Raw genomic sequence first — 8,910 nt, 5'->3', positions numbered from 1 at the left:
TGCGCCTGGGTGGCCAACGCCCCCACCTGGGCGGCAGCGGCCGGCACCAGCGCCCCGGCGGCGAGGAACTTGCTGGCGACGACCACGCCGTGCAGGCGGGCCATCATCGGAACGGGCGACGAGCGAGAAAGTCACCCGCCGAGACTAACCCTCCGCGCCGGCGGGACAGTGAGGCCCTGCGGACGGTAGGCCAGGTTGGCGTGCGCCTGGGTGGCCAACGCCCCCACCTGGGCGGCAGCGGCCGGCACCAGCGCCCCGGCGGCGAGGAACTTGCTGGCGACGACCACGCCGTGCAGGCGGCCATCATCGGAACGGGCGACGAGCGAGAAAGTCACCCGCCGAGACTAACCCTCCGCGCCGGCGGGACATCGTCGCGCGGCGTTGGCTCAGAAGGGCGGCGCGGCGGCCTCCGGTGGGGCGCCACGGGCCCGACGGGCGTCCACCACCACGACCGCGGCCAGCACCACCGCCCCGACCGCGGTCGCGGCCACGCCCGGCAGGAACCGCAGCGGTACCGCCGCCGCGGCCAGCACCAGCAGGGTGATCCACCGGGACGGGGAGACCCGGGCGAAGACCTCGTACTCCAGGCGGGCCCGCCCGGCCAGGAACAGGGCCGGACCACCGAGCACCATGGCCAGCCACGGCCCGGAGATCCGCCCCAGCGGGTCCTCGATGATCAGCTCGTATCCGATCGCGGTGGCGGCGAGACCGATCACCATCACCAGGTGGGTGTCGGCCGCGGAACGGCCGATGTCGGCGGGGTGCCGGGCCTTCAGCACCGCCTCGCCCAGGATCCGTCCGGCCCGCTGCACGTAGATCCGCCAGAGCATGATCGAGGTGGCCAGTGCGAGCGCGAACGCCCAGGCGTGCCCCACCTCGTACGGTCCCTTGCTGTAGGCGAAGCCCGCCACCAGGATCGTCTCGCCCAACGCGACGAGGAAGAACTGCTGGTACCGCTCGGCCAGGTGCTCCCCGGCGATCTCCCACTTGGAGATCGTCGAGCGGCCCAGGCCGGGCACCGGCCAGCCGCAGCGGGCCGCCAGGTACTCGACGACAAGCGCCGTCGACCAGAGCACCACCTGCGCGTTCGTCGACAACAGCGCACCGCTGATCCAGAGCACCCCGCTGACGGCGTACACCACCGCCATCCGCACCTTCAGTCGGCGGTACGGGTGCGCGCCCAGCGCGATCGACAGGATCACCGGCCGGGTCAGCTGCGCGACCACGTACGCCACCGCGAACATCAGCGCGGTCTGGGTGAACGCCCGGGGGATCGCGACCCCCATCAGCATGCTGCACACCAACGCGGTGATCACCACGGTCTGCAGCGGCACCCGGTACGGGTCGTACCGGCTGGTCGTCCACGCGGTGCCCTGCCAGACCGCCCAGAGCGCGAGCAGCAACAGCAGCGACTTGCCGCCGCCGGTGACCGCACCCCAGGCGTGGTCGCGACCCGGCTCCTGGGTCAGGTCCTCGAACGCGCGGGCCGAGATCCGGGTGAGCGCGAAGACGTACACCAGGTCGAAGAAGAGTTCGAGGAAGGTGGCCCGGCCGGGCGTGGCCACCCCGGGGACCGGCTCCAGGTTCCCTGCCGCCCTGGAACCCATGGTCAGCGACCTGCGCCGTCGGTCCGGTCCACCTCGCAGTCGTAGCACCCCGGCCTCAACGCACGGCCCGAAACCGGCGATTCTGCCCAGTCCGGGGATCTTGCTCGGGTGCCCCGTCAACGGGCACGATCGATCGGTGACGAATCGATGGGGCATGACCGTGCCGCTGGGCGGGATCGCACTGGCGGACCACGACGCGGCCTACGCGGCCCTCGACCGGGCCGGGTTCACCGACGTCTGGTCGTCCGAGGTCGCCGGGGCCGACGCGTTCACCCCGCTGGCGCTCGCCGCGGCCTGGCAGCCCCGGCTGCGACTCGGCACCGCGATCACGCCGGTCTTCACCCGGGGCCCCGGGCTGCTGGCGATGAGCGCGGCGGCGTTGGCCGAGGCCGCGCCGGGGCGGTTCTCGCTCGGCATCGGCGCGTCCTCGCCGGTGCTCGTCCGGGACTGGAACGCGGTGCCGTTCGAGGAGCCGTACCGTCGCACCCGCGACGTGCTGCGCTTTCTGCGCGCCGCGCTGCGCGGTGACACCATCGACGAGGACTACGACACCTTCACCGTCCGCCGGTTCACGCTGGAACGGCCGCCGGCGGTGCCGCCGCCGATCCTGCTCGCCGCGCTGCGCCCGGGAATGCTGCGGCTGGCCGGCGCGGAGGCCGACGGGGTCATCCTCAACTGGCTCAGCGCCGACGACGTGCCGCGGGCCCTCGCCGAGCTGGGCGAGCGGCGGGCCGGCTTCGAGGTCGCCGCCCGGATCTTCGTCTGTCCCACCGAGGACGCCGGGTACGCCCGTGCGCTGGGTCGCCGCCTCATCACCAGCTATCTCACCGTCCCGGCGTACGCCGAGTTCCACCGCTGGCTCGGCCGCGACGAGGCGCTGGCGCCGATGTGGCGGGCCTGGGCCGCCGGTGACCGGCGCGGTGCCAGCGCGGCGGTGCCGGACGACGTGGTCGACGCGCTGGTGCTGCACGGCTCACCGCAGCGGTGCCGGGCCGAGGTGCGCCGCTACGCCGACGCCGGGGTCGACGTGCCGGTGCTCGCGCTGCTGCCGACCCCCGAGGTCACCGCCGGCGGCGCAGCCGCGCTGCTCGACCTCATCGCCCGGTTGGGCACCAACCTGGTGGAGGCGTCCGCGTGAACCTCACCGACCGGATCGTGGTGGTCACCGGCGGGGCCGGCGGCATCGGCGCGGCGCTGTCGCGCCGGTTCGCCGCCGAGGGGGCCGCCGCCGTGGTGGTCGCCGATCTGCACGGCGACTCGGCCCGCGCGGTGGCCGAGGGCATCGGTCCGGTCGCGCACCCAGCCGCCCTCGACGTCACCGACGAGGAGCAGGTCCGCGCGCTGGTCGCCGACACCGAGCGACGGTACGGCCGGATCGACCTGTTCTGCGCCAACGCGGGGGTGACCACCGGCGGGGGAGTGGAGGTCGACGACGCCGGCTGGGACCGGGCGTGGCGGGTGAACGTGCTCGCCCACGTCTACTCGGCCCGTGCGGTGCTGCCCGGCATGCTCGCCCGGGGCGGCGGGCACCTGCTGCACACCTGCTCGGCGGCCGGGGTGCTGACCGCTGTCGGTGACGCCGCGTACACCGCCACGAAGCACGCCTCGGTGGGGTTCGCGGAGTGGCTGGCCATCACCTACCGGGACCGGGGCATCCGGGTCAGTGCCCTCTGCCCGCAGGGGGTGGACACTCCGTTGCTCGCCGACGGGATCGTCCAGGGTCATCTCGGCGCCCGGGTGGTCGCCGCGTCCGGTGCGGTGCTCACCCCGGACCAGGTCGCCGACGCCGCCGTCGCCGGGCTGGCCGAGGAGCGGTTCCTGATCCTGCCGCACCCCGAGGTCGCCGACTTCGCGCGCCGCCGCGCCGAGGACCCGGACGGCTGGCAGGCGGGCATGCGCAAGCTCATCCGCCGGCTGACCGCCTGACCTGAGGCGGCTCGCCCGGCCTGGCGTTCTGGCCCGGCCCGGCCGCTCGGCCCGGCCGCTCGGCTTGGCCGCTCGGCTTGGCCCGGCCCGGCCGCTCGGCCCGGGGCTCGGCCAACCGTTCCAGCCGGGCCAGACCGGCCCAGCCGCGTTCCCGCATCAGGTCCAGCAGCCGCTGCAACCGCGGGTCGGCCTCGACGGCGAGCGCGTCCAGCAGGTCGAACGGCAGGTCGTCCTGCGCCACCTCGCCCAGGTCGATCTGGCCCGAGGCGTACGCCTGTTCGGCCAGGTCGCGATCAGGTCGGCGCTCCTCCAGCCGCGCGGCGTCGGCGGCGTCGTCGGCCACGTCGTCGTCGAAGATCCCGGACAGGATCCGGTAGAGCCGCACCGCCTGCGGGTTGTCGAGCTGCGCGATCTTGCTGGGCATCCACTCCCGGGTGTGGTCCGGCCAGCGCGCCGCCATCAGGATCCAGCCGTCCCGCTCGCCCTCCACTATTCGTTCCGAGGCCCCGATCGCCCGGAGCCGATCGAGGTAGGTGACCACCTCCGGTGGCAGCGCCAGCCGGTCCCCGGCGGCGAGCTGGGCGATCTGCTGACGGCTGGCCTCCAGCCGGGCGATCTCGTCGCGCAGCTGCCGGTCGATCTGCCGGACCGCGTCGGCGAACGTCGGCGGATCGGCGTCGAGCAGCCGGCCGATCTGGGACAGCGGAACCCCCGCGCTGGCCAGGATGCGGATCCTGATCAGGGAGACGGCCGCTGTCGCGCCGTAGCGGCGGTAGCCCGACGCGTCCCGCTCCGGCTCGGGCAGGAGCCCGACCTGGTGGTAGTGGCGTACCGCCCGCACCGTGACGCCCGCGTACGCGGCCAGTTGACCGATCGTCAGCATGCTCTGATCCTGCCCTCACCCCACCCGGCCAACGCTGACGGTGGCTCAGGAGATCCGGCGGCGATAGGAGGCGATGGCGAACCCGTAGGCGATGACGAGGATGCCGACGCACCAGGCGAGGGCGGTCCAGATGTCGGTGCCCACCGGTTGCTCGGTGAACAGGGCCCGGATCGCGTTGACGATGGCGGTCACCGGCTGGTGCTCGGCGAAGGCGCGGACCGGACCGGGCATGCTGTCGGTGGGCACGAAGGCCGAGCTGACGAACGGCAGGAAGACCAGCGGGTAGGAGAACGCGCTCGCGCCGTCCACCGACTTCGCGCTGAGCCCGGGGATCACGGCGATCCAGGTCAACGCCAGGGTGAACAGCAGGAGGATGCCGGCGACCGCGAGCCAGGCCAGCACCCCGGCGCCGGAGCGGAAGCCCATCACCAGGGCAACGCCGACGACCACCACGAGCGAGATCACATTGGCGACCAGGGAGGTCAGCACGTGCGCCCAGAGCACGCCCGACCGGGCGATCGGCATGGACTGGAAGCGCTCGAAGATGCCGCCCTGCATGTCCAGGAAGAGCCGGAACGCGGTGTACGAGATGCCGGAGGCGATGGTGATGAGCAGGATGCCGGGCAGCAGGTAGTTCACGTACGAGTCGGTGCCGGTCTCGATCGCGCCGCCGAACACGTAGACGAACAGCAGCATGAACGCGATCGGCATGACCGCTGTGGTGATGATGGTGTCCGGGCTGCGGCTGATGTGCCGCAGCGAGCGTCCCAGCAGGACAGCGGTGTCGCCGAGGAAGTGCCTTCTCATCGTTGTTCCTGTTCTTTTGGGGCACCGACGAGACTGAGGAAGACGTCCTCCAGGGTCGGCTGCTTCTCGACGTACTCGACCTCGGCGGCTGGCAGGAGCTTCTTGAGCTCGTCGAGGGTGCCGTCGACGATGATCCGACCCTCGTGCAGGATCGCGATCCGGTCGGCCAGTTGCTCCGCCTCGTCGAGGTACTGGGTGGTGAGCAGCACCGTGGTGCCGCCCCGGGCGAGTTCCTTGACGGCCTGCCACACCTCGATGCGTGCCTGCGGGTCCAGCCCGGTCGTCGGCTCGTCGAGGAAGATGACCGGCGGGTTCCCGATGAGGCTCATCGCGATGTCCAGGCGGCGGCGCATGCCGCCGGAGTAGGTCGCCACCCGCCGGCCGCCCGCCTCGGTCAGCGAGAAGCGTCGCAGCAGCTCGTCCGCGATCGCGCCCGGTTGCCTGAGGTGCCGCAGTCGGGCGACCAGGACCAGGTTCTCCCTGCCGGTGAGGATCTCGTCGACCGCCGCGAACTGCCCGGTGAGACTGATCGACTCGCGTACCTCGGCGGCCTGGGTGGCGACGTCGAAGCCGTTGACCCGGGCGGTGCCCGTGTCGGCTCGCAGCAGCGTGGCGAGGATCCTCACCACCGTGGTCTTGCCCGCCCCGTTCGAGCCGAGCAGGGCGACGATGCTGCCCCGTGGCACCGCGAGGTCCACGCCGCGCAGCACCGTCACCTGTTTGAACGACTTCTCCAGCCCCTGCACCTGGATCGCAGGTCCGTGGACCTGACTGGTTGTTGCCGGGATGCTCATGGCGGTCAGCATGCGGGGTTGACGCAGCGTCAGGGTCAAGCCGCCGGAGCAACCGCATGCCGGCGTGCTCGCGCGGCGGGCAGCAGTAGCGGGGTGGCGAGAAGCAGGACGCCGGCGATGGTGATCGCGGTGAGCGGGCCGGTGCGGGTGGCCAGCACACCCCAGATCGTCATGAGCGTGGCCTGGACGAGTTTGCTGCTGACGCTCCAGGCGGTGAGCACCTGCGCGGTGTGACAGTCGGGGGTGCGGCGGAGGCGTTCGGTAGCGCTGAGCGGATTGAAGACGCCCATGCAGGTGATCAGCAGGCCCTCGACGATGATCACCGTGACGAGCCCGGGGATGCCCGGTTGGGTGAACGCGAGACCGAGCGGGAAGATCGCGCGCAGCCAGCCGAAGACGACAAGCGTGCGGTGCCGCCCGTAGCGGTCGGCGAGCGGGGCGGAGAGACGGGCGCCCACGAGGCCGCCGACTGCCGGTACGCCGAAGGCGAGACCGTACTGCCAGGCGGGGAGCTGGTATTGACCGAGCAGGAGTACGGCCAGGAGCGGACCGGTGGCCATGATCAGACCCTGCACCGTCACCGCGTTCAGGAACAGCTGTCGTAGCAGCTGGTCGTGCAGGATGGACCGCCAGCCGTTGAGCAGGTCCGCGGCGCGCATCCGGGTCGCCGGGTCGCGGGGCGTCGCCACGTCGCCGCCCCGGATGCGCAGGACCGCGAGCGCGGACAGCAGGTAGCTGACGGCGTCGGCGGCGACGGTGGCGACCGGGCCGAACAGCCCGACCAGCGCGCCGCCGACCGGCGGGCCCACCGCGGTCGCCACCCAGAGCGTGCCCTCGAGTCGTCCGTTCGCGACGAGCAGGCGCTCCGACGGGACGAGGTGTTTCAGGTACGCGCCCGAGGCGGCGGTGCAGGCGATGCCCGCCGCGCCGCAGATCACCGAGACGACCAGCAGGTGACCGTAGGACAGCAGGCCGAGCAGGTACCCGACCGGGACGCTCGCCGTGGCGAGGAACCGGACCAGGTCCATCCCGACCAGCACCTGACGCTTGGCCCGGTGCTCCACCCACGGCCCGAACGGGACCGCGACGATCGCGGCGACGGCCAGCCCGACGGCCGCCAGCAGCGAGACGGCGAACGCCGACGTGTGCAGCACCCGAACCGCGATGAGCGGAAACGCCCCGAAGGCGACCCACGTGCCGTACGTGCTGACCGCGTAGGCCGACCACAACCATCCGAAGCTGGACTCCAACCGCGCACCCATGCCACTCCCTCGCGACAACAGTTCGTTCGGTGCCGGAGCACACCAGCCGCGCCGCAGCGTGATCAAACAACCGGCCGCCGGGCGAGCCACAACCATCGGTTGTGCCGCTCTACGATCACCGGATGGACACCGAGGCGTTGCGATCATTCGTCCGCGCGGCCGAACTCGGCCAGCTGCAACAGGCCGCCGACGAGCTGGGCGTGACGCAACAGGCGGTCTCCAAGCGGATCGCGGTCCTGGAACGCGAGCTGGAGATCCGGCTGTTCACCCGTACCGCCCGAGGGGTCGAGCTGACCCTCGACGGTCAGGCGTTCCTCCCGCACGCCCGCAGCGTCGTCGCGGGCGTCGAGCGGGCCATCAGCGCGGTCCGGCCGGGCTCCCGGGCCCTGCGGATCGACGTCCTCGGCCTGCGCAGCGCGCAGGCGGTGATCCTGCACGACTACTGGCGGTCGCACCCCGGCACCAACCTCGACGTGGTGACGCTCAAGGTCAACGACCCACGCGTCGTGGTCGCCGCCGTCGAAGCCGGCGACATCGACGCGTCGTTCCGCACCGTCACCGACCCGGCCACCCTCCCGCGCGACGTGCGGATGATCCCCGCCTTCGACTCCGCGCTGGAACTCCTCGTCGGCCCGCGCCACCCGCTCGCCTCCGCGCGAACGCTGACCCCCGCCCAGCTACGCAGGCACCGGATCTGGGTGCCGGGCATCGCGCCGGGCAGCGAATGGGCGGACTTCTACGACCAGCTCGCCACCGACTTCGACCTGCGCATCGACGCGGCGGGCCCGCATTTCGGCGACGAGGTCCTGCTGGACACCCTGGCCGAGTCCGCGAACGTGGCCACCCTCGTCGGGGCCCGCGACCGGTACCTCTGGCCGACGAACCACGACCTGCGCCGCATCCCGATCGTCGCGCCGACGCTCGCCTACCCGATCTCCCTCATCCTGCCCCGGACGAACCCACACCCCGGGCTCCGCCCGATCATCAACCACCTCGCGAACCTGACGCCCCTGCCGGCGGCGACCTGGCGTCCATCCTGGGCGACGACGCCACGCCGTGGCGACAGGTAGTCCGATCCCGCCGCCCAGGGTTGGTTCAGCGGCGGCGCAGCGGGCCGGGGTGGATCGACCAGAGCAACCGTCGCCACCACGGGCGGGCGGCGCGCAGAACCCGCACGTAGCTGGTGGCCACCGCACCGGCGCGGTCCGCCTGGGCCGCCGTCGCGGTACCGGGCGCGAAGGCCACCTGGTTGAGCAGACCCGCCAGCTCGTCGACCATGGTGACTGGCCCGCCGGCACCGGACCCGAGCGCACCGCCCGACGCCTGACGATCGTCGCCACCGGCGGCGTCCGCCGGGTCGACCGACGTGCGCCGCAGGCCAGCGGCCAGCAGGGTCTGCCGAGCCTGCTCGGCCACCTCGGTGGCCGCCAGATCCTCGCCGACCGGCCTCCCCGCCAGGCGCAGCGCGTCGGTGACCTCGCGCCAGGCGCCGGCGATACGTTGACCAGGATCGCCTCGGCCCAGCCGGGCGCGGGTCAGCGAGCGGCGCATCGCCACCAGGGCGAACAGCGCCGCCCCCACCAGCAGCAACAGGCCACCGCCGGCACCGGCGACCAACACCGGCGTGGCGA

The 8,910-nt window shown here is 72.7% G+C and carries 8 protein-coding genes and 3 pseudogenes; 3 read left to right on the top strand and 8 right to left on the bottom strand.

All coding sequences use genetic code 11. The annotated features are described in order from the left end of the window. The 3 genes and pseudogenes from JM949_RS30525 to JM949_RS30515 form a co-directional block, all read right to left on the bottom strand. A partial coding sequence (locus JM949_RS30525) for a DUF1028 domain-containing protein (RefSeq protein WP_407664856.1) occupies window positions 1–104 on the bottom strand: 104 nt, incomplete at its 3' end. 60 nt (window positions 105–164) lie between these two features. Then, a pseudogene (locus JM949_RS30520) lies at window positions 165–335 on the bottom strand (DUF1028 domain-containing protein); the annotation flags it as partial. A gap of 51 nt (window positions 336–386) precedes the next feature. Then, on the bottom strand, window positions 387–1,607 hold the full coding sequence (locus JM949_RS30515) for a low temperature requirement protein A (RefSeq protein WP_203151574.1): 1,221 nt from the start codon (window positions 1,605–1,607) through the stop codon (window positions 387–389). 154 nt (window positions 1,608–1,761) lie between these two features. Here JM949_RS30515 and JM949_RS30510 point away from each other — a divergent pair, with 154 nt between their 5' ends. Together JM949_RS30510 and JM949_RS30505 are read left to right on the top strand one after the other, a co-directional pair. Beyond that, window positions 1,762–2,745, top strand: coding sequence for an LLM class F420-dependent oxidoreductase (locus JM949_RS30510; protein WP_203151575.1), 984 nt, complete (start codon window positions 1,762–1,764; stop codon window positions 2,743–2,745). Then, window positions 2,742–3,533, top strand: a complete 792-nt coding sequence (locus tag JM949_RS30505; protein ID WP_203151573.1) for an SDR family oxidoreductase — start codon at window positions 2,742–2,744, stop codon at window positions 3,531–3,533. Before JM949_RS30510 ends, JM949_RS30505 begins: the two co-directional genes overlap by 4 nt. A 115-nt stretch (window positions 3,534–3,648) precedes the next feature. Here JM949_RS30505 and JM949_RS38860 read toward each other — a convergent pair. From JM949_RS38860 to JM949_RS30485, 4 genes and pseudogenes are all read right to left on the bottom strand, one after another. Continuing rightward, window positions 3,649–4,416, bottom strand: a pseudogene (locus JM949_RS38860) (MerR family transcriptional regulator); the annotation flags it as partial. Between the two features lie 45 nt (window positions 4,417–4,461). Then, a complete protein-coding gene (locus JM949_RS30495) occupies window positions 4,462–5,223 on the bottom strand; it encodes an ABC transporter permease (protein ID WP_203151571.1) in 762 nt (253 codons plus the stop codon). Next, window positions 5,220–6,017 carry an ABC transporter ATP-binding protein gene (locus JM949_RS30490; protein WP_203151570.1) on the bottom strand — a complete coding sequence of 266 codons (798 nt, stop codon included), beginning with the start codon at window positions 6,015–6,017 and terminating at the stop codon, window positions 5,220–5,222. The genes JM949_RS30495 and JM949_RS30490 overlap by 4 nt, the downstream gene beginning before the upstream one ends. A gap of 35 nt (window positions 6,018–6,052) precedes the next feature. Continuing rightward, window positions 6,053–7,279: an MFS transporter gene (locus JM949_RS30485; protein ID WP_203151569.1), complete on the bottom strand. Its 1,227-nt coding sequence runs from the start codon at window positions 7,277–7,279 to the stop codon at window positions 6,053–6,055. Window positions 7,280–7,401: 122 nt separating this feature from the next. Between JM949_RS30485 and JM949_RS30480 the strand changes: the two genes are divergently transcribed. Beyond that, window positions 7,402–8,349 carry a LysR family transcriptional regulator gene (locus JM949_RS30480; RefSeq protein WP_203151568.1) on the top strand — a complete coding sequence of 316 codons (948 nt, stop codon included), beginning with the start codon at window positions 7,402–7,404 and terminating at the stop codon, window positions 8,347–8,349. Between the two features lie 25 nt (window positions 8,350–8,374). Here the strand turns inward: JM949_RS30480 and JM949_RS30475 are convergent. Further along, a pseudogene (locus JM949_RS30475) lies at window positions 8,375–8,910 on the bottom strand (transglutaminase domain-containing protein); the annotation flags it as partial.

Origin of the sequence: Micromonospora tarensis (genome assembly GCF_016803395.1) — a bacterium.
Classification (GTDB): domain Bacteria; phylum Actinomycetota; class Actinomycetes; order Mycobacteriales; family Micromonosporaceae; genus Micromonospora; species Micromonospora tarensis.
The sequence above is the reverse complement of the archived record's forward strand: the minus strand, read 5'-3'. Positions and strand labels throughout refer to the sequence as shown.

Excerpts from the sequence above, each read along its gene's own strand:
- JM949_RS30490 (WP_203151570.1), bottom strand. The coding sequence starts at position 6,017 with ATGAGCATCCCGGCAACAACCAGTCAGGTCCACGGACCTGCGATCCAG.
- JM949_RS30480 (WP_203151568.1), top strand. The coding sequence starts at position 7,402 with ATGGACACCGAGGCGTTGCGATCATTCGTCCGCGCGGCCGAACTCGGC.
- JM949_RS30495 (WP_203151571.1), bottom strand. The coding sequence starts at position 5,223 with ATGAGAAGGCACTTCCTCGGCGACACCGCTGTCCTGCTGGGACGCTCG.
- JM949_RS30485 (WP_203151569.1), bottom strand. The coding sequence starts at position 7,279 with ATGGGTGCGCGGTTGGAGTCCAGCTTCGGATGGTTGTGGTCGGCCTAC.
- JM949_RS30510 (WP_203151575.1), top strand. The coding sequence starts at position 1,762 with ATGACCGTGCCGCTGGGCGGGATCGCACTGGCGGACCACGACGCGGCC.
- JM949_RS30515 (WP_203151574.1), bottom strand. The coding sequence starts at position 1,607 with ATGGGTTCCAGGGCGGCAGGGAACCTGGAGCCGGTCCCCGGGGTGGCC.